The sequence below is a fragment of the Psychrilyobacter piezotolerans genome, from assembly GCF_003391055.1.
Taxonomy (GTDB): Bacteria; Fusobacteriota; Fusobacteriia; order Fusobacteriales; family Fusobacteriaceae; genus Psychrilyobacter; species Psychrilyobacter piezotolerans.
This window is the reverse complement of sequence record NZ_QUAJ01000002.1, coordinates 131,108-151,331: the sequence shown is the minus strand read 5'-3', so window position 1 is coordinate 151,331 and position 20,224 is coordinate 131,108. Positions and strand designations below refer to the sequence as shown.

Annotated in this window: 19 protein-coding genes, 1 tRNA gene, 1 pseudogene and 1 riboswitch; of the genes and pseudogenes, 9 read left to right on the top strand and 12 right to left on the bottom strand. The window is 35.5% G+C overall.

Annotated elements, in window-relative coordinates; all coding sequences use genetic code 11:
• Nucleotides 1–10 precede the first annotated feature (10 nt).
• The 4 genes from DYH56_RS02025 to DYH56_RS02010 all read left to right on the top strand — a co-directional run bounded on the left by DYH56_RS02025 (nt 11) and on the right by DYH56_RS02010 (nt 3,324).
• Entirely contained in the window at nt 11–1,024 is a 1,014-nt protein-coding gene (locus DYH56_RS02025; protein ID WP_114641178.1) for a sodium:calcium antiporter, read from the top strand.
• 5 nt (nt 1,025–1,029) lie between these two features.
• Nucleotides 1,030–2,271: a transcription termination factor Rho gene (gene rho, locus DYH56_RS02020; protein WP_233499976.1), complete on the top strand. Its 1,242-nt coding sequence runs from the start codon at nt 1,030–1,032 to the stop codon at nt 2,269–2,271.
• Nucleotides 2,268–3,224 (top strand): peptidoglycan DD-metalloendopeptidase family protein, encoded by a 957-nt coding sequence (locus DYH56_RS16415; RefSeq protein WP_114641176.1) that lies wholly within the window; start codon nt 2,268–2,270, stop codon nt 3,222–3,224. The genes rho and DYH56_RS16415 overlap by 4 nt, the downstream gene beginning before the upstream one ends.
• A gap of 24 nt (nt 3,225–3,248) precedes the next feature.
• Nucleotides 3,249–3,324 (top strand) — tRNA-Thr (locus DYH56_RS02010).
• A gap of 193 nt (nt 3,325–3,517) precedes the next feature.
• Here DYH56_RS02010 and DYH56_RS02005 read toward each other — a convergent pair.
• The 12 genes and pseudogenes from DYH56_RS02005 to kal all read right to left on the bottom strand — a co-directional run bounded on the left by DYH56_RS02005 (nt 3,518) and on the right by kal (nt 15,263).
• On the bottom strand, nt 3,518–3,928 hold the full coding sequence (locus DYH56_RS02005; protein WP_114641175.1) for a MaoC family dehydratase: 411 nt from the start codon (nt 3,926–3,928) through the stop codon (nt 3,518–3,520).
• A gap of 2 nt (nt 3,929–3,930) precedes the next feature.
• On the bottom strand, nt 3,931–4,590 hold the full coding sequence (locus tag DYH56_RS02000) for a 3-oxoacid CoA-transferase subunit B (protein ID WP_114641174.1): 660 nt from the start codon (nt 4,588–4,590) through the stop codon (nt 3,931–3,933).
• Nucleotides 4,583–5,245 carry an acetate CoA-transferase subunit alpha gene (atoD, locus tag DYH56_RS01995; protein ID WP_114641173.1) on the bottom strand — a complete coding sequence of 221 codons (663 nt, stop codon included), beginning with the start codon at nt 5,243–5,245 and terminating at the stop codon, nt 4,583–4,585. Before atoD ends, DYH56_RS02000 begins: the two co-directional genes overlap by 8 nt.
• A gap of 37 nt (nt 5,246–5,282) precedes the next feature.
• Nucleotides 5,283–6,673 (bottom strand): annotated as a pseudogene (locus DYH56_RS01990) (short-chain fatty acid transporter).
• Nucleotides 6,674–6,874: 201 nt separating this feature from the next.
• On the bottom strand, nt 6,875–7,663 hold the full coding sequence (gene kamE, locus DYH56_RS01985; RefSeq protein WP_114641172.1) for a lysine 5,6-aminomutase subunit beta: 789 nt from the start codon (nt 7,661–7,663) through the stop codon (nt 6,875–6,877).
• Nucleotides 7,663–9,222, bottom strand: coding sequence for a lysine 5,6-aminomutase subunit alpha (kamD, locus tag DYH56_RS01980; protein ID WP_114641171.1), 1,560 nt, complete (start codon nt 9,220–9,222; stop codon nt 7,663–7,665). The genes kamE and kamD overlap by 1 nt, the downstream gene beginning before the upstream one ends.
• A 44-nt stretch (nt 9,223–9,266) precedes the next feature.
• Nucleotides 9,267–10,709 carry a lysine 5,6-aminomutase reactivase ATPase KamC gene (gene kamC, locus DYH56_RS01975; protein WP_114641170.1) on the bottom strand — a complete coding sequence of 481 codons (1,443 nt, stop codon included), beginning with the start codon at nt 10,707–10,709 and terminating at the stop codon, nt 9,267–9,269.
• Nucleotides 10,706–11,746: a lysine 5,6-aminomutase reactivase subunit KamB gene (gene kamB, locus DYH56_RS01970; protein WP_114641169.1), complete on the bottom strand. Its 1,041-nt coding sequence runs from the start codon at nt 11,744–11,746 to the stop codon at nt 10,706–10,708. The genes kamC and kamB overlap by 4 nt, the downstream gene beginning before the upstream one ends.
• On the bottom strand, nt 11,736–12,989 hold the full coding sequence (gene kamA, locus DYH56_RS01965; RefSeq protein WP_114641238.1) for a lysine 2,3-aminomutase: 1,254 nt from the start codon (nt 12,987–12,989) through the stop codon (nt 11,736–11,738). The genes kamB and kamA overlap by 11 nt, the downstream gene beginning before the upstream one ends.
• Nucleotides 12,990–13,018: 29 nt before the next feature.
• A complete protein-coding gene (kdd, locus tag DYH56_RS01960) occupies nt 13,019–14,053 on the bottom strand; it encodes an L-erythro-3,5-diaminohexanoate dehydrogenase (protein ID WP_114641168.1) in 1,035 nt (344 codons plus the stop codon).
• 12 nt (nt 14,054–14,065) lie between these two features.
• Nucleotides 14,066–14,881, bottom strand: a complete 816-nt coding sequence (gene kce / locus DYH56_RS01955; protein ID WP_114641167.1) for a 3-keto-5-aminohexanoate cleavage enzyme — start codon at nt 14,879–14,881, stop codon at nt 14,066–14,068.
• Between the two features lie 10 nt (nt 14,882–14,891).
• Entirely contained in the window at nt 14,892–15,263 is a 372-nt protein-coding gene (gene kal / locus DYH56_RS01950) for a 3-aminobutyryl-CoA ammonia lyase (protein ID WP_114641237.1), read from the bottom strand.
• A 91-nt stretch (nt 15,264–15,354) separates the two neighbouring features.
• Nucleotides 15,355–15,537: riboswitch (Lysine riboswitch) on the bottom strand.
• Nucleotides 15,538–15,951: 414 nt separating this feature from the next.
• On the opposite strand from kal, the gene amrA reads away from it, so the two are divergent.
• The 5 genes from amrA to DYH56_RS01925 all read left to right on the top strand — a co-directional run bounded on the left by amrA (nt 15,952) and on the right by DYH56_RS01925 (nt 20,188).
• The gene (amrA, locus tag DYH56_RS01945) at nt 15,952–16,476 is read left to right on the top strand and encodes an AmmeMemoRadiSam system protein A (RefSeq protein ID WP_114641166.1); all 525 of its coding nucleotides are present in this window, start codon (nt 15,952–15,954) and stop codon (nt 16,474–16,476) included.
• A 4-nt stretch (nt 16,477–16,480) separates the two neighbouring features.
• Nucleotides 16,481–17,455: an AmmeMemoRadiSam system radical SAM enzyme gene (amrS, locus tag DYH56_RS01940; RefSeq protein ID WP_114641165.1), complete on the top strand. Its 975-nt coding sequence runs from the start codon at nt 16,481–16,483 to the stop codon at nt 17,453–17,455.
• Between the two features lie 8 nt (nt 17,456–17,463).
• On the top strand, nt 17,464–18,276 hold the full coding sequence (gene amrB, locus DYH56_RS01935; protein ID WP_158539016.1) for an AmmeMemoRadiSam system protein B: 813 nt from the start codon (nt 17,464–17,466) through the stop codon (nt 18,274–18,276).
• Nucleotides 18,277–18,652: 376 nt separating this feature from the next.
• The gene (locus DYH56_RS01930; protein WP_114641163.1) at nt 18,653–18,865 is read left to right on the top strand and encodes a hypothetical protein; all 213 of its coding nucleotides are present in this window, start codon (nt 18,653–18,655) and stop codon (nt 18,863–18,865) included.
• A 435-nt stretch (nt 18,866–19,300) separates the two neighbouring features.
• On the top strand, nt 19,301–20,188 hold the full coding sequence (locus tag DYH56_RS01925; protein ID WP_147269581.1) for an MATE family efflux transporter: 888 nt from the start codon (nt 19,301–19,303) through the stop codon (nt 20,186–20,188).
• Nucleotides 20,189–20,224 lie beyond the last annotated feature (36 nt).

Genomic DNA, 20,224 nt, shown 5'->3' with positions numbered 1-20,224 from the left:
AGGTGAGAAGATGTTATACATATTGATCTTTGCAGTATTGGCAGGATTTATAATAGTAGTCGGTAAAAAATTAAGTTTATATGGAGATGCCATAGGAGACTTGATGGGAATTGAAAAGTCCTGGATAGGGATAGTGATGTTAGCAGCGGTAACCTCCCTGCCAGAGATGGTTACAAGTATCAGTGCTACCCTTATGGGGAACCCTCAAATGGCAGTATCAAATATATTTGGGAGTAATTTATTCAATATATTTGTAGTATTTATAGTTGATATATTTGTATTAAGATCCACCTCTTTGTCATCCAAGGTAAGCAGTAAAAACTTTATGGCTGGTTTTTGGGCTATGATTTTAACCTTAATATTTTTATTGGGATTTTCATTCCCAACAGAGGGAATAATGAACATCAGTTTATTCTCCCTGATGATTTTAGGAATTTATTTTATAGCCATGAAATCAATCTATGTCTATGAACATCAGCAAAATGATGAATTTAGTGAAAAATTGGAAGAAGAGATAAAGGAATTTCATGAGATAGAAGAGGGCGGGATAACTCTTCCACAGGCAAAAAAGGGATTTGCTATAAATGCATTTTTCGTAGTTGTTTTAGGAACAGGGCTTAGCTTTATAGGTGATAAGATTGCCAGCACACCATTCTTTGGAATCCAATTGGGAGAATCTTTTGTAGGGCTGATATTAATAGCTCTGGCAACATCCTTACCGGAATTAACTGTAAGTATTGAAGCGATTAAATTAAAATCATATGATATGGCTGTTGGAAATTTATTTGGAAGCAACATATTTAATATAATGATTATATTTATTACAGATCTATTTTTAAGGGATGAAAATATATATCAATCATTAGGTGGATTTCATAAGTTAACAGCTATATTTTCTATGCTGATACTTTTGGTATTTATGATGGGAATTATGTTTAAAAATAAAAAAAGAAGATATGATACATATATTATTGGATTAATTTACTTTGTATCAATGTATATACTGTATATAAAAAGGGGATGATGACTTTGGTGGATTTAAGTGGGTTACTCCTTTCTGAATTAAGGGAGATAGCTAAAAAATTAAATATAGATAAATCTTATGATTATAAAAAATTGGAATTGATTGAAAAAATAGGGGAATATGTAAGGGAAAGTGACGGGCACACCATAGCCTGGGGTAAGATCGAAGTGTTTGCTGATGGTTATGGTTTTCTCCGTGAAACCAATGTGGAAAAGGATGTATATATATCTTCTACACAGATAAGAAGATTTAAGGTTAGAAATGGTGATATAGTTTTAGGTGAAGCCAGGGTACCGGTGGGAACAGAAAAAAACTATGCCATGAGAAAGATTCTCCTGATAAATGGAGATAATTTAGAAAAAGCAGAAAATCGTGTACCTTTTGATGAATTAATACCGGCATACCCAGATGAAAAAATCCTATTAGGAGGGGAGGGAGATATCTCAGGAAGAGTTATCGACCTCATTGCACCTCTGGGAAAAGGACAGAGAGGTCTTATTGTAGCTCCTCCTAAAGCCGGTAAAACCATGTTAATAAGTAATATTGCCAATAGTATAATAAAGAACAATAAGGGTTTGGAAGTATGGATATTACTTATAGATGAAAGACCTGAAGAAGTAACAGATATAAAGGAGACAGTTTGTGGAGCTAAAGTTTTTTCATCTACCTTTGACGAAGATCCTAAAAACCATATTAAGGTAACTGAGATGGTTTTAGATAAAGCCAAAAGAATATTAGAAGACGGAAAAGATATTGTAATATTGATGGATTCAATAACAAGACTTGCAAGAGCCTATAATATTGTGATACCATCTAGTGGTAAGCTTATATCTGGTGGGATAGACCCGACAGCTCTATATTATCCAAAGAAATTTTTTGGATCAGCAAGAAACATTCGTGGCGGCGGAAGTTTGACCATCTTAGCGACAGCGTTGGTAGATACCGGAAGTAAGATGGATGATATTATTTTTGAGGAGTTTAAAGGTACTGGAAACATGGATATCCACCTGGACAGAACTTTAGCTGAATTAAGAATATACCCAGCTATCGATATAAAAAGATCGGGAACAAGAAAAGAGGAGTTATTGATTGAGGAAGATAAACTCTCGGCAATCTGGAAAATTCGTAGATACCTCAGTAAGCTTAGTACTGCTGAAGGTTCTAAACAACTGATAGACACTATAAAAAAAACAAAGACTAATGAAGAATTGTTAAACTATTATTCGAAAGGAGAAGCAAAAAATTGAATAAAAAAATAAAAAAGCTTCTCGTAATTTTACTTGTATTTAATGTGTTTTTAGCATATAATACTATTAAAAAAATGGAAAAAGAAGTTGTTAATTTGAATGATTTTACAGATTACTATACTGAATCAGAGGCCGATAACGGTGGTTACCAGCTATTAACTTCTGACTTTAAAGTATATGAAAAACAATACACCATTGTAAGTGAAAAAACACAAGAAGAATCAAAAAAAAGAGCAGAAATAACGTATTATAAGGTAAAATCTGGAGATACACTGGGTGGAATTGCCAATAGATTTGGGCAGTCGCAGACGGTTTTAAAATACAACAATCCCAATATGGGAAAGTATCTAAAAATTGGAGAAAAACTTAAAATTACCAGAGGAAATTCCATAACTTACAAGGTAGCTAAGGGAGATTCCCTTTCAAAGATAGCTTCAAAATTTGGGAAAACCGTAAGTGAATTAAAAACTACCAATAATTTAACATCAAATATAGTTAATCTGAATCAAATGTTAATAATAAATAATCCCAAGGTAGATCTAGCCAGAATTACCAGAACCAAAAAAGGTTTCGATGTATATTGGCCAACAGCTTGGAAAGGTGTTACCAGTCCCTATGGAAGAAGATTACACCCTGTATTAAAAAGGTGGATAGGTCATATGGGAGTAGATTTGCGAGCTCATTATATAGATGTAAAAGCTTCGGAAAACGGAACTGTTACATATGCAGGATGGATGAGTGGATATGGTAAGATAGTTATTGTTAAACATTCCAAAGGCTATGAAACCAGGTATGCGCATCTAAATAAGATAAAAGTAAAGAAAGGTCAGAGGGTAAGCAGAGGACAGCTTATTGCAGAGAGTGGAAAAACCGGACGGGTAACAGGTCCGCATCTTCACTATGAGATAAGAAAATATGGGACTCCTGTAAATCCAATGAAATATTTTAAATAATTGCTGCCTTAAAAGCAGCATTTTGCCGCCTTAGCTCACTAGGTAGAGCAGTACCATGGTAAGGTAGAGGTAGCCGGTTCGACTCCGGCAGGTGGCACCATATATATAAATCTTAGAGCAGAACGCGAGTTCTGCTCTTTTTTCTTTTGGGAATAAAATAAAAAAATCGAGGATTAAATTCCTCGATTTTTTATAGTATAGAAAATTACACCTGTAAGAGGCATAATTAAAACACTAGTAATTTACTTCGTAAACATAAGTTATGCCTCTCTGGATGCAACGTCACGTTGTTTTTATGCCTTTGGAAGCATTACACTGGCTTCTCCATCGATTACCATCTTGCCCTCCTGATTTGTGCAGGTAGTTCTCAGAGTAGCTCTGTCGTTTCGACCCTCTTTAAGATCAATAATTTCAGCCTTAACTTCTAAAGTATCTCCTAAATAAACCGGAGCTAAAAATTTAACTGTCTGTCCTAAATATATAGTTCCTTCACCGGGAAATTTCGTCCCTAAGATAGATGAGATATAAGATACTCCCAACATCCCATGGGCTATCCTCTTTTTAAACATAGTAGTCTTAGCATATTCCTCGTCTAAATGAACAGGGTTATGATCTGTACTTACTTCTGCAAATTTTTCTACATCCACAGCTTCTACGAGCTTATTAAAGCTATAAGAATCTCCGATTTTTAATGATTTTATCATAATTAAACCTCCATAACCTTTATATCATCTGCAATAATTAACTTTGCAGGAGTATTAGCTATTACATCTTCTACAGTATTATGCGGCCCGATCTCTTTTAACAATAACCCATCAGGAGTTACTTCAATGACTGCCATCTCTGTGATAATTAAGTTTACCTGGTTAGCAGCAGTCAGGGGCAATGTGCACAACGGAAAGATCTTTGGCTTCCCCTTTGCAGTATGTTCCATAGAAACTATTACTTTTTTTGCTCCTACAACAAGGTCCATGGCTCCACCCATCCCGGGAACCATCTTTCCAGGGATTATCCAGTTAGCAAGGTTACCTTTTTCATCTACCTGTAATGCTCCCAGTACAGTCATATCTACATGTCCGCCACGGATTACAGAAAAAGACATGGCAGAGTCAAAGAACACTGCTCCATCTAAGGTAGTGATAGGCATTCCGCCTGCATTAACAAGGTCTTTGATCTCTTCTCCCTCTTTCGGGGCAGGACCCACTCCTATAAGGCCGTTTTCCGACTGGAAGATAACATCCATATTCTCCGGGACATAGTTGGCAACCGCAGTGGGAAGACCAATACCCAGATTAACTACATCTCCATCGTTCAATTCCTGAGCAACCCTTTTAGCAATAATCTCTCTGATTAATTTTTTATCCATTACAACCACTTCCTACTATATGATCTACAAAAATTCTAGGTGTAACAACTTCATTGGGATTGATACTGCCTACTTCTACTATATTTTCAGCTTCTACTATAACTGTATCAGCAGCTGTAGCCATGATAGGGTTAAAGTTTCTGGCAGTATTGGCATAGATAATATTACCCTTGGTATCCACAGTGTGTCCTAAAAGGATGGCAACATCTGCTCTGAGAGGTTTTTCCAAAAGGAATTGTTTTCCATCTACCTCTATTATTTGTTTACCTTCTGCTACGATAGTACCCAGACCAGTAGGAGTAAGAACACCGCCTAAACCGGCTCCTCCAGACCTAATCCTCTCTGCCAAAGTACCCTGGGGAACTAACTCTACCTCGATCTCTTTTTCATTCATCTGTCTGCCAGTTTCCGGGTTTGTACCAATGTGTGATGTGATTACTTTTTTAACCATATTGTTGTAGATAAACCTTCCTACACCACTATCTTTTATTCCTGTATCGTTAGATATGATAGTCAGGTTTTTTACACCTTTTTTTATAATAGCATCTACGATGGTATGAGGTGTTCCGGTACCTAAAAACCCTCCTACCATGATGGTCATCCCATCTTCTATTTTAGATACTGCATCTGCAACATCAATTATTTTCTTAGACATAAACTTGTTTCCCCCTTTTTATTTTAAGACATTAAACTTATAGAAACATTAAAACCAGTGAAATTATAGCACCGGAGTAAATAAGTACTACCAAACAATAACCCATTATATCTTTAGCACCTAAGCCTGCAATACCAAGAGCAGGAAGGGCCCAGAATGGTTGTATCATGTTTGTCCATGCATCCCCCCATGCTATGCCATGGCAGTTTTTGCTGCTGGAATGCCTAAAGCAGCACCAGCAGGCATCATTATTGGAGCCTGAACTGCCCATTGACCTCCACCAGATGGAACAAAGAAGTTAACAATCCCTGCACTTAAAAAAGTAAAGAAAGGGAAAGTTGTTTCAGTGGAAATATTAACAAACATATTAGACATGGCTCCTGCCAGAGAAATTCCCTCGGGTCCTTTTCCAATCATTATCCCCATTATTCCAGCATAGAAAGGGAATTGAAGGATTATTCCTGCGGCACCCTTGGAAGCTTCTTTGATTGCATTTAGAAATCTATGAGGTGTTCCATGTAAAAGTATTGCTGTAAATAAGAACACAAAATTAACTATGTTTAAGTTTAATGCGAATCCATTTTTCATAAAGTATGAAATAATATAAGTATAACCCATTATTCCTAAAAGCAAAGAAACTATCTTACTGTTTTCTATTTTTTCCGCCGGGGTCATAGCAGCGATATTTAGTTTTTCTTCTGGAACCTCGATAAGCAGATCATTGTCTATAGTTATAACATCATCTTTTTTAGGATGCATAGCCCTATTAACAAAGGGCAAAGTAATAAATAAAATGACTAAGATTATTAAATTAGTGGCTGAAAAAATAGTCATAGATGTAGGAATTGCTTCTGTAACAGCCCCAGCTGTTGCACTTTTTAAACCTCCGCCAGAGGCAAGTTTTAAAGGTATTGAAGCGGATAATCCTCCGTGCCAGACTAAAAATCCAGTATACGCAGAAGCAATTAATAACCGGTAATCTACACCTTTGACTTTTTTAGCAATTTCTTTAGCAAATATAGCCCCAATTACAAGACCGAACCCCCAATTAATAAACGAAGCTAAAATAGAAACTACAGTAACTCCTATTATGGCTTGAGATGGATTTTTTAATTTGCCGGCCATAAATGATAATGTTCTTTTGAAAAACGGAGAACTAGCCATAGTATGCCCAGTAACTAATACCAGTGCCATCTGCATGGCAAAGGATAATAACCCCCAAAATCCATTGGTCCAGCTATTGATAATAGACATAGGAGACTGTTTAGTAATAGGGATTGCAATCAAAAAAACTATAAATGTCAAAATGGCACAAAATATAAATGGATCAGGCAGATATTTTTGTATTAATATTACACATAAATTTGTAAACTTTTCAAAAATATTTTTTTGTCTAATAGGTGTTTCTTTAGCTGTAGTTTCATTCATAGAATTTACTCCTTTTAAATTAAAAAATTAATAAAAGATTTCAAAATTTCTACGAAAAACTCTAAGTTTTATGGAAAAGGATAGTAAGAACTTATCCGGAAAAAAGTAACAAGAAAAAAATTCTTGTTACTTAATCTTTATATTTTTTATTTTCAAAAGTTCTGGCTATATCTATTTAGCGTAATTCGTAGTTAAACGTTCTTACACCATCTCTCTTTTTACCATCTCTTCTACAATAAAGGTTGCTACATCATCTGCATATTTTCCAGGTCCGAATCCGGCATCATAACCTAATTCTTTAGCCAGTTCATGGGAGATTCTAGGACCCCCGGCAATAAGGATTACCTTATCTCTGATTCCCTCAGCTTCCATCAATTCCACCAGGTGAGTCAGGTTTTGAATATGAATATTTTTTTGAGTAACTGTCTGGGAAACCAGTAATGCATCAGCTTTTAATTCAATAGCTTTTTTGATGAACTCCTCATTTTCTACCTGGGATCCCAAGTTATAAGCTTCGATCCCTTTATATCTCTCAAGGCCGTAGTGCCCGGCATATCCCTTCATATTCATAACAGCATCTATTCCCACTGTATGAGCGTCGGTCCCTGTACTGGCTCCTACGATAACTACATCTCTTTTAATGTTTTCCTTGATAAAGTTCTGTACTCCGTACATATCCATAGTCTCTATATCCACTGTTTCTACATGGATCTCATCATAATTTACAGTATGGTTCAATGATCCGTAAACTACATAAAATGAGAAGTGAGTATCTAAAGATCCGTAATGAGAAACAGCAGGTTCAGATAACCCCATTTTTTTAGCCAATTCTTTGGCTGCTTCAGCACCTTTTTCATCGGCAGGAACTGGCAGAGTCAGACTGATCTGCACCTTTCCATCATTCATAGTATCCCCATAAGGTTTTAATTTTTTTAGGTCTAATGTAGTATCAAAATTTTTATCTTCAGTTGAATATAATCCTCCACTCATTATCTGTCACCTCCAGTCATTAGTTCTATAAATGGATTAAAGTATGTAGTATCCTTTACAAATACTCCGTTTAATCCTTTTCCACCATCAATAGGTCTTTTTATACCTGCAAATTTACCTTTTTGCAGGGTATCAAACATTCCTGTTGTTTCAATCTCTTTGATCAGATCTCTACCTTTTTCTAAAACTTCCTTGGCACGATTCACAATCATTCCATCTTTTTTAAATGTTATCTCGGAACCGAAATCTTTCATATTTTTGAAGATATATTGAGCATTATCGATAGCCAGGGCCCTGTCGGACATAAATGGAGTATGGATGGCCTCGGTCATCATTCCCATGAGGTGAAGTCTTTGTCCTGTCATAATTGTTACCATATTAAATAGAGCATCCTGTACATGGCCTTTGAAGATATCTCCAGTCATAAATTTTGTAGGAGGCATATATTTTAATGGTGCCTTTGGAAATATTTCTCTGGCCATTTGAGCCTGGGATAGTTCCAATAAAAATCCATTCTCTGTGTCTGGATGGATCTCAAATGCGTGTCCTAACCCTTGCTGCTCCTCAGGGAGGTTAGCAAGGAGTGCAAATTGTTCATTTATGAATTGAGAAGCCAGTACCGTATGAGCTTCCTCTATGGCATCTGCTGTGGTAAGGTAGTTATCCTCTCCGGTGTTGATGATTACTCCTGCAAATCCATTGATGATTCTAGAAAAATATTGGTCTACAAATGTTCTCTTCATATTGATATCTCTGAATAAAATTCCATAAAGAGCATCATTTAACATTACATCCAGTCTTTCAAATGCTCCCATGGCAGCGATCTCAGGCATACATAGACCAGAACAGTAGTTGCAAAGTCTGATATATCTACCCAATTCCTCTCCTACCTCATCCAGTGCTTTTCTCATGATTCTAAAATTTTCCTGGGTAGCTAATGTCCCGCCAAATCCTTCTGTAGTAGCTCCAAAAGGTACATAGTCCAGTAAACTCTGACCTGTACTTCTGATAACCGCAATAATATCTGCCCCCTGCTTAGCAGCTGCTACAGCTTGAGTTATATCCTCATAGATATTTCCAGTGGCTACAATAAGATATAGAAGGGGTCCGGTTTTATCTCCAAATCTTTCTAAATAAGATTCTCTGTCCTTTCTATTATTTGCAATCTTATCTGTATTTTCACGAGCAATCTTATCTATAGCTAATTTTATTTCAAATGCATCATGGGTGGATATCTTCCCTAGATTCAATTCTCCGTGGGATACTTTTTCAGCAATCTCCTGGGGAGAAAGACCTGTTTCTACCATGGCATTTCCAATATAGTGGGAAACTCCCAAAGTAAGGTTTCCTTCTTTTTCAATATGCTCTACTACGATATTTGGCAGGGGAACTTCAAATTTATCGATACCGTCTATACCAAGTAAACGACAAATTGTTCTTTCTACCGATACTGTAGAATGGTCATCTATATAAGTCTGTACATCTATGGCGATATTTTTAGCTGATTTCCTAGCGTCTGCCACTACATCCCAATCTAAGTGTAATTTTGAATCTTGCATATCTTTACCTCCAAAGTTACCCTCTCCCTAAGAAGGAAGAGGGACTAATATAAATTTTTTATTATATCTTTTAAATCCTCATCGATTCCGATTAAAGCTGCTACATTTAGTGCGTCCTTTGGAACCTCTAAGTTAGAATAAATCTTTTCTATGGAATAATCCATATGTTTCTGGATCAGAGAGATTGAATTCTGGTTATTCAGGTCAATCTTTCTTTTTAAGCTGTCAAAATTTATATTCTTTAATCCGACAACCTGATAATGAGGAGTCGAATCATCGACTACACCATCATAGTGAGTTGCCATGATTGAAAAACTGTCAAAGTTTTTCATATAATTGGACAATCCCTTTACAAATTTTTTACCTTCACTTGGGTTGGTACCCCGGGCAAATTCATCCAGTGCAATAAACCCCTTATCATAAGTTCTGAGACAGCCTGTAATCTCCCTTAGTTTCATTATTTCAGCCCCAAAACTGCTGAGCCCCTTGGAAACGTCTTGAATATCATCGGATAAAAATTGTATAAACTTTAATATAGGGATAGTTGCATAATCTGAAAAAACATAAAACCCCATTTGTGCCAGGATGAGATTAAGGGTAAGGGTTTTTAAAATAACACTTTTCCCTCCCATATTGGCTCCTGTTAAGATAGTATTACCATTTTTTAATAGGATATCTAATTTTTGAAATTCTTGGTTTTTCATTTTTAAAGTTTCTAAAATTTCTGGATTAAACATCCCGATAAATTCGATGTGTTCACCTATTTTAGGCCTGTTAGCTCCATATTTTATAGCAAGTTTTGCTTTAGCCAGGGTAAAATCAATATTTTTAATTTTGTCGATATCTATTAGAATATCGTTGGTGTAAAAGGTTAATCGTCTGCTTATTTCCATCTTGACTTTGGATTCTTCACAACTTTCTAAAACAACGATCTCTCTTCTTTCTTCCTTAAGTTTTATCTGCAGCTGGTTATCTTTAGCTGAAAAAATTAATTTTTCAATTTCTGCCTTTTTATATCTGATCTCTTTTAATTTTTCTGAGTATTCGTTATAAATATGGAAGGTAGGGATTTTTTTGGATCCCGGGTCTAAAATATCTATAATAGGACTCAGATCAATCAGATGAAAATCTTTTAAAAATATATCATTTGAAATACTTCTGATTTCCATAAAGATCATGGCATTTATCTTTAATTCAAATAATTCAACCTCATCTAAAATTTTTCCTTTTTGAAGATTTAAGACAATATTAGAAATATCTTTTAACTTCATAAGGAGAAGGTCTATCTTTTGGATCTCTTTTTTATTCTGCTGGCATCTTTTTATGAAAAACTCCAAATGATCAAAAATTACTTCCAAAGTTTCGGGTTCCTCTATGGGAATAATATCTCTTTTTTTCAGGTTTCCATATGGAGATATTGTAGTCAGATTATTTGTGAGGTATTCCAAGCCAATTTTTTCCCTGTTTTTAAGATCAAGGTATCTCATAATTCTCCTCCTACAACATCTACAACATCTACAACATCTATATCTATAGATGTTTTTAATAATTCACAAAATTTTTCACTATCAAATGAATATCCATAAGGGGATGTGGGGTTGCAGGTCAAATATAGGAGGTTAATACTGTCCAACACCTCTAATCTGACTGGTATCATAGATAATTTATGATACATATTAGAATCTATAAAAATCTTTGTTCCATCTTCTATGATGATCGTAAAACTTTTAAACAACTCTCTATTTTGTATGATAGATTCTATCAATCCCCTGGATACAGCACCGCCTAAAATTAAATATTTATGATTAGGCTTAACTGCATCTACTATCTCCCTGTGGGAATTAAGGGAAGTAGGGAGATCTAAGACCTCAATATTTGATTGGGTATCAATAAACCCGATCCTTCCCATTTTTAATATCTGTCTGGTTAAATCTGCTGTTTTATCAGAGCATTTTGGTAATTGTAACATCTTTACATTGTGACTGCTTTCTTCCACGACCTTTGTCAGGTCGGGGGAAAAACTAGCTCCAGTAGCCAATATAGCGGCTTCTGAAACTAAATTTCCTGCACTGCCTTTTCGGCTCAGTGCACCATCAATAAGGACCAAGTCACATCCAAAATCTAACATAAGATCTCTAACCCTTATGAGAGCAGAGTTGTAGGAGGGACCAGCCACATCTACAAATCCGTTGCTCAGAGCTCTCATAATTATTATTTCCCCCAGAGGAGTAGAGATTCCAGTGGCAGCTAAGATTTCCTTGGTTATATCACATTTACAGAGTAAATTTTTAGCTGTAGCAACTAAACTGCCCTTTTCTACATAGATCCTAGGTTTGTGTGTGTTGGTCACTCTGTCACAGTCTTCACCATCACGTCCAATAGACGTAAGGCCGATAACCTTACTTCCCTTTAAATTTTGTAATATATAATTTAAAGTGGTAGTTTTTCCCGAGTTTTTTTCCATTCCAATAATAGACACGCTGCTATAGGGGAAAAGGGAAGTGATTATCTTTTTAGTGTTCATTTCTAATATGTCTAGCGAGGACCTTAGGTTCGATAGCTAGCTGTTTACCGTCTAAAAGGTTAGCTATTCCAATGTGGTTACGTTCTTCCTGGCAGTGTTTACAGTCACACTTATCTTCATATGGTTTTGGTTCTGTATATGTTGTGATAACTCCTTCAAAGTTTCTAAGAACAACTCTTTTTGGACTTTGAGAGATAATATATTGAGGCATAACCGGAGTCTTACCTCCGCCACCAGGAGCGTCTACAACAAATGTTGGGATTGCATATCCAGATGTATGTCCACGAAGACCTTCGATGATCTCAATTCCTTTAGATACAGGAGTTCTAAAATGCTCCAACCCTACTGACAGGTCACATTGATATATATAGTAAGGTCTTACTCTTATAGCTACCAGATCCTGTACTAACTCTTTCATGATATGAGTACAGTCGTTTATTCCTCTCAGTAAAACAGATTGATTTCCTAGTGGAATTCCAGCATCAGCCATCAGTTCACATGCAGCTTTAGAAGCAGATGTGATTTCATCTGAATGATTGAAGTGAGTATTTAACCAGATTGGATGGTATTTTTTCATCATATTTACTAACTCGGGAGTAATTCTTTGAGGTAATACAACAGGAGTTCTAGATCCTATTCTTACGATCTGTACATGGGGAATATCTCTCAATCTTTTGAAAATATGCTCTAATTTTTCATCTGAGATAAGCAGAGCATCTCCTCCAGAAAGTAATACATCTCTGATTACAGGAGTTTTAGCTATATAATCGATGGCAGTATCTATCTTTTCCATTCCCAAGGCAGCATCTGTCTGGCCTGCAAATCTTCTTCTGGTGCAGTGTCTGCAATACATAGAACACATATCTGTAACTAACAATAATACTCTGTCTGGATATCTATGAGTGAGTCCTGGTACCGGTGAATCCTCATCTTCATGTAGAGGGTCGTCTAGATCAGCATCTGACTTACATACTTCAGCAGCTGTAGGAATTGCCTGTTGTCTTACCGGACACTTTGGATTTGATGGATCGATCAATGTTAAATAATACGGAGTGATTCCCATTCTAAGGATAGAGTTAGCTGTTTTTACTCCCTCCTCCTCTTCTGGTGTTAGGTCAAAATATTTTTTTAAATCTTCTAAAGTTTCGATTCTATTTCTTACTTGCCAGTGCCAGTCATTCCATTGCTCGTCACTTACATTTGGAAATAATTCTTTTCTTCTGCTCTCGTAGTTTAAATTCATCATAATTTTGTTGCCTCCCCTTTTATTTTCTATACATATAATTTTTCAAATAAGTTTCTGATAGTTTTAGATTCACGTATGATACCTAATGTAAGGTCAGCATGCCCCTTAGCATATCCATTTCCCACGATCATTTGTACGTCTTTTCCTACACCTTCAGCTCCTAAAGCTGCTTTTGTAAATGATGTTGCCATGGAGAAGAAATAAACTACCCCGTCGTCCTTTGTAATGAGGATAGATGACATCTCTGTATTGGCTACATTTACATTGTTGATAACTACATCGCACACATCTTCCCCTGTGATCTCTTTTACTTTTTCATAAACTTCAACAGGCTTAGTTGCGTCTGCAATAATTACATGGTGAGCTAAATTCATATCCAATATTCTTTTTGCATTTTCTTCACTGTATTCAATAACGATAACTTTACCAGAAGCCCCGGCATTTACCATGGCTTGATAAGCACATAAAACACCAGATTTTCCACCTCCGCCAATAATACAAACAGTGTCACCTTCTTTAACTAATCTTTCTACCTGTGCAGGAGCACCGGCTACATCCAGTGCAGCTAAAGCTAATTTTTCAGGAATATCTGCAGGTAATACAGAATATATACCAGTTTCAAAAAGGATAGCCTGTCCGTCTATATCAACTTGGTCGTTGGATACATTTACATTTTTAATCTTATTGATTTTTAATGGTGTAAGGGACAATGAAACTAAGGTAGCTAATTTATCTCCTACTTTTAAAGATTTATCAGGAAAATCAGGACCTATCTCTTTAACAACACCTATCAGCATTCCTCCAGACCCGGTTACCGGATTTTGCATCTTTCCTCTCTCTCCTACAATCTCATTGATCATAGTGGTCATCTTATCTATATCCTTGTTGCATGCTTCCTTTATTTGTGTGAATGATGCTGAATCAATATTTAATGTCATTACATCTAATAATAACTCGTTGTTTTTAATCTTCATTGTATTGTCAATTTTTAATGCAGCCTGTGGCATAGTTCCCATAGGTTCTATTACTCTGTGTGTTCCAAATGGACATCCTTTTATCATTTTCTCTCCCCCTTATAATCCTAATATGGCTCTTGCTTCTGCTGGTGTAGCTATTTGCCTGCCCAGTTCCTTGGCAATCCTTACTACCTTAGCTACCAAGACACCGTTAGATTCAGCTAAGACACCTTTTTCTAAATAGATATTATCTTCAAAACCAACCCTCACATGACCACCGCTTATGATAGCTGCTGCTGCCAACGAAAACTCAAATCTTCCAAGACCGGCAACTGAATAAGTAGAACCACAAGGCAAACTGTCTCTTAAAAATAAGAAGTCTCTCAGATCTCCTCCGATACCACCGTTAACTCCCATTACAAAACTAAAGTGCATAGGCGACTTAATAAACCCTTTTTTATTTAGTCTGACAGCCATCTCAATCATCGATTTATCAAAACACTCCAGTTCAGGTTTGACACCTCTTTCTATCATTTTTTCACCAAATTCTTTGATGGTATTTTCTGTGTTGGTAAAGACTTCGTCCCCGCCGAAATTTAAAGTCCCGCAATCCAGTGTTGCCATCTCAGGATGTAATTCTGTAGGCTGCAGTCTTTCTTCATTGGTCATCCCTACAGCACCCCCGGTAGATGGCTGGACGATAACGTCCGGACATTTTTCTTTTATGGCGTCCATACATATTTTAAATCGTTCCTTTGACTGGGTAGGAGTACCGTCATCCTCCCTTACATGAAGATGTATGATACTGGCTCCCTCTATATATGCCCCATATGCTTGCTCTACTATTTCTTCTACAGTATAAGGAACGTTAGGATTGTGTTCCTTAGTTACCTCAGCTCCACATATGGCAGCTGTTATGATTAATTTTTCCATCTTTTGCCCCCTAATTTCTTTGTTTATCTTTAGGTGTAACACAAGTTCCAGTGGCTCTGCAGACAACAACTGCTTTCTCTAAGACTTCACACGCAGAATCACTGATATCAGGTCTGGGAACGATTACTTTTCTAGCTTCAAAAACCATCCTTCTGGATGTATTACCAACTTTTTCTATATGACCTACAGCTTCGATAAAATCACCTGCATATACCGGAGCCATAAACTCAACGTTGTCATAAGCTTTAAATAATCCCTCGTCCCCATCTTGTCTGATAAGCAGTTCAGTAGCTACATCTCCAAATAAACCTAACATTCTGGCTCCATCCACTAAATTACCGCCATAATGAGCATCGTGGGTACTCATCCTCAATCTAATCATTACTTCTTTCACAACTCATTCCCCCTTTTTTATTTTTTTGCATCAAAAAAACACCTATCCATGATTTAAGACAGAAAATCACCAAGAACTAAAAAGAAATAGCTCTCCACAACTAAAGTTGTGACAGTCAAGATGGATTTTCCCATATTGACCAAGGTTAGCTCTATATAGATCCAACCTTTCGGCAATTAAGTCCTTCACTTTTAACTTCGCAAGATCTTCCGATCCTTTGAATGTTAAAAGTTACCACAATAAATGCTCCTCTATTATATATTTGATTTATGTTACCTATCTAAAAAAATGAAAACTCATTCATAGATTCGTTCTAATACATTTTTACTATATAAAGAACACAAAGTCAAGTGAAAAAAATATTTATATCCTTATTAGAGGAAATAAAAAGAAAAGTCTTTTTATGACGGTATTTTTTTATTTACTTATCCAGTTGATAAACTTAGTTTTTTAAGCTAACTTTATTAAGGAAAAATGAAGATATGACTGCAATATCTGTACTATTAAAAAAAAATAATATATTTAAAATGAATAGTTACCATAATAAAGTTATATAATTAGTTGAAAAATTAAATTTTATTTTCCCATGATAAATATATAAATTTAATAAAAGAGGAAGTTTATTAAATTTATGAAATAAAGAATAAGGAATAAATATTTTTTAGGAGGTGGTTGTGTGTATAAACCAAGGAGTATCTATGTAAAAGTAGCTTTAGAGAGTATTTTAAACAAATTAGGTTTAGGCGGACAAAGTGAAGAGGAAGATAAATATCAGGAAATGGAAGATCTGATGGAAAAAAAACCTTGTTTTGTCACCCTGTACAAGGAGAATTCCCTAAGGGGATGTATAGGAACCATGGTACCATACAGGGAAAATTTATTGGAGGAGATAAGGGCAAATGCCATCTCGGCTGCCTTCAATGATCCTAGATTTGAACCCTTAAAAAAAGAGGAATTAGAATGGTTGGAAATTTCTGTAGATGTCCTTTCCCCTATGGAGGAGATAGAGGATATAAAAGAATTAGATCCTAAAAAATATGGTATCTTAATCAGTGATGGAAGATCCCAAGGGGTACTTTTACCGGATTTAGAAGGGGTAGATAGTGTGGAGCAGCAGATAGAGATAGCCATGAATAAAGCCGGGATAACCCGTCAACCTGGATTGGTTATTAAAAAATTTACTGTAAAAAGGTATAGGTGAAAAGATGAAAGAAGCTATGTTTTATAAGAGATTAGAGGGTGAAAGAGTAGGATGTGAGTTATGTCCCCACAGGTGTATCATAGAGGAGGGTCGTGTGGGCAGATGCGGGGTAAGGAAAAACATATGGGGAAAATTGATAACCCAAAATTATGGAGTAGTTTCGGCTCTCAATATAGACCCCATTGAAAAAAAACCATTTTACCATTTTTACCCAGGGAAAGAGGTTTTATCCATTGGAAGTATAGGGTGTAATATGAATTGTGCTTACTGCCAAAACTATGAAATAGCCAAGGAATTTAAAGGGATACCCACTAAAGAATATACCTATGAGGAGGTATTGAAAGGCTTTAAAGGGTTTGGAGTGGCCTTTACCTACAATGAACCTACTGTTTGGTATGAATTTATGATGGATGTGGCAAAATTAGCTAAATGCTGTTCTAAGAAAACCATGATGGTAAGCAACGGACTTATAGAAAGGGAGCCGCTTCTGGAATTAACTTCCTACATAGATGCATTCAGCATAGACTTAAAGGGATTTACAGAAGAAGTTTATTCTAAGCTGGGCGGAACTTTAGAAGGGGTTAAAAATACCTTGAAACTGATAGCAGGGAGAAAAAAACATCTGGAGATCGAGTTTTTATTGGTGCCGGAATTAAATGATGATAGGGAGACATTTATAAAAATGGTTAAGTGGATAAAGGATGAATTGGGATCAAATATTGTTTTGCATATAAACGGGTATTACCCCAGTTATAAGCTGAAAACTCCGGCAACAGAAAAAAAACTCCTTTTAGAATTTCATAAGCTGGCTAAAAAATATTTGAACTATGTATATGTAGGAAATGCAGGGGTAGACATGGATACAGTCTGCGGTTGTGGAAATCTGCTTATTCAGAGGGATGGATGGAATATAGAGATGGTAGGATTAAGTGAAAATGGTAAATGTAATAAATGCGGAGAAAAGGTAGTGGAGATATAGGAGGCGCTATGAAAAAAAGGGAGGAGTTTGTAAGAGGGAAATTTTATCCTGAGAAAAAAAAAGATATTGAAAAAATGATTGAAAATTTTTTAAAAATAGAATCTCCTAAAAAAAAGGATGGTGAGATCCTGGGAGGGATAGTTCCCCATGCAGGTTATGAATTTTCGGGACCTTCTGCAGTTCATTTTTTTAATACATTAAAGGAAAAAGATATAGAAACTGTGATTATAGTGAATCCAAGTCATACGGGATACGGGGAAGACATAAACTTAGATACAAATGAAGTGTGGGGTTCCCCTATGGGAGACCTGGAGATAGACCTTGATTTTGAAAAAGAATTGGATCTGCCCTATTCGGGAGATGCACATAAATTTGAGCATTCAGGAGAGGTCATGCTGCCTTTTTTAAAATATTTTATAAAAAGTGAATTTAAAATAGTCCCAATTACCATGAAGATTCAAACTTATAAAAATGCAAAATATCTGGCTGAAAAAATAGATGAAGCCGCTAAAAAACAAAGGAAAAAAATTCTGGTAATAGCATCTTCTGACTTTTCCCACTATGAAAAAAAAGAAGTTGGGTATAGGTTAGATCAGTTGGCAATAGACAGGATAATGGAACTTGACAGTCAGGGAGTAGAAAATACAGTAGATGAATATAATCTGAGTATATGCGGGTATGGGCCTATTATGACCCTTTTAGAATATAGTAAATTGGTGGCAGATGATCCAAAGATAGAAATTTTGAGGAGGGGGCATTCAGGGGAGAATTATCCTATGGAAGAGGTTGTAGATTATATAACATTTTTAGTTTATAAGTAAAAATGTCGTTTTCAAGGTGAAAGGAAATCTATCCTTTCACCTTTTTTTATTATCGTCACGTTGCGTTTTATTAAGATGACTAAAATAAATTGGATAAGAAGAAGTTTAGTGGAAAATAGAAGTGTCATAATTTTAATATATTGTTTTAATTAAATACATATATGAAAATCATTTGTTTTCGCTTGTAACATCTTTTAAAAACACAAAACGCTTTATTTCGATACATTTTAATAGTTGGGACATATATATTAAATATGTTGTCTGTATTCATTCATAAATAAAATAAATATTTTGTTGACTTTAACAAACAAACGATATATAATATGTATATAAAATAAAAACAACATTTATTTGAAATATATTAGGAGGGATGAGAATGAAATTATTATTTAAAAATTTAAATGAGACAAAGGTAATTATGGAAAATATGGTTTCTTTTAAAAAAGAAAACGGAGCCTTTATTGTAAAAAGTTTTAAAGGTAATGAAAAAGTAATAGCAGGAAATGTAATAGAGATGACAAATTCAAAATTAGTAATTGAAGGGAATGCAGTTAGAGAGACATACAGATTAGCTCCGCTTAATTTCTAAAAATACTATTTATACAAAAAAACACGGATATCCGTGTTTTTTTTAATTTTTTAGGTTAAAATTCTTTTTCAGATAAAAAGAAACAGAGCCAGTTAAGGATGGAATCCTTAGGTCTTTTTTAGAAGTAATAACTTAGGTTAGTTATGGAAATTGGATTTTATAAAAATAAAATACCACCTATATATTCTTTAAAATTATATAAATGAGTTGGTTGACAAAAATAAAAACCAGGAGTATAATGTGCAACGTAATTTAAAATTAAATACATTGTTTGACTTGAAATAGTCGATTCAATGGTGCTGTGAGAGTGTCGTTAGGCAAAATTGTCCATCTCATTGGTGCTACAGGAGTATCATTAAGCTAAAGCTCATCCTGTGAATTGATATTTGAAGTTGAACCTTTAGGGGTCAACTTTTTAATGTTGATCTTTTTTTATTGTATTTATTTTTAGGAGAAAGCCAGCTGCCTATGCTGACAAGTTTTTTATCATTAGTGGTAAATATTGTGCTGAATTATCTGCTTATATTTGGTAATTATGGATTCCCGGAATTAGGAGTAGAAGGTGCTGCATTAGCCACATCTATAGCCCGTGGGATAGAGTGTGTAGTTGTAGTAGGGGTCATCTATAGGAGGAGATACCCAATAGCTATAAGATTAAAGGAGTTCTTCTCCTTTGATATGGCTGTATTAAAGTTATTTATTGTAACAGCAGGAGCAGTTATTATAAATGACATCTTATGGGCATTGGGACAAACTGTGTACAGTGCTGTTTATGGTAGGATAGGAACAGAGTCATTGGCAGCAATAAATATAGAGAATAGTTTTGAGAGATTAGCAGTAGTTGGAATAATTGGATTTGCCAATGCAGCTACAGTAATGATAGCTCATAAAATAGGACAAGGAAAATTAGGTGAAGCTTATTCTGATGGGAAGAAATTTTACAAAGTTTCATTCGGTCTGGCACTGATGTTAGCAATCTCTATGGGATTATTCTCTTCTAAGTTAGTTGGAATGTATAATGTAGATGAAAATGTATTGAGACTCAGCAAATATACATTGATGGCATTCTGCATATCTTTCCCATTTAAGGCACTGAGCATGACGAAGATGGTAGGAGTTCTAAGAGGCGGGGGAGACACGAAATTTGCCATGGGAATAAATCTTATAGCCCTATGTAGGATCCCCGGAGCAATATTTGCGGCCTTTTATTTGGGCCTGCCTATATATATAGTATACTTAGCTACTTTAGCTGAGGAGTTTCTTCGTATTGCAATTGGAATGAAAAGGTTTGTAAGCAAGAGGTGGATAAATAAATTGGCATAAAAACAGGCAGCCAATGGCCGCCTGTTTTTATTTTTT